The following is a 211-nucleotide window of genomic DNA, read 5'->3' on the forward strand; positions in this document are numbered from 1 at the left end:
ATGCGCTGCAGGCGCACCAGGGGCGTGTTGCCGACGGTCTGCTCGATAGTGGGGTAGGTAGTAGTCATGCGGTCGATCATAACTCCGCCCGGCGCCGCGCGGCAGCAAAAGCCGCGCACCCGCCAGGGTTAGCCAGAACCCGGCTCAGGGCTTTGCGCGGACCTGTGCCGGCGCACTGGCGGCAGGCGGCGCCGGCTTTGGCGCAGCGGCC

Origin of the sequence: Achromobacter sp. UBA5777, assembly GCF_002418565.1 — a bacterium.
Lineage (GTDB): Bacteria > Pseudomonadota > Gammaproteobacteria > Burkholderiales > Burkholderiaceae_B > Achromobacter > Achromobacter animicus.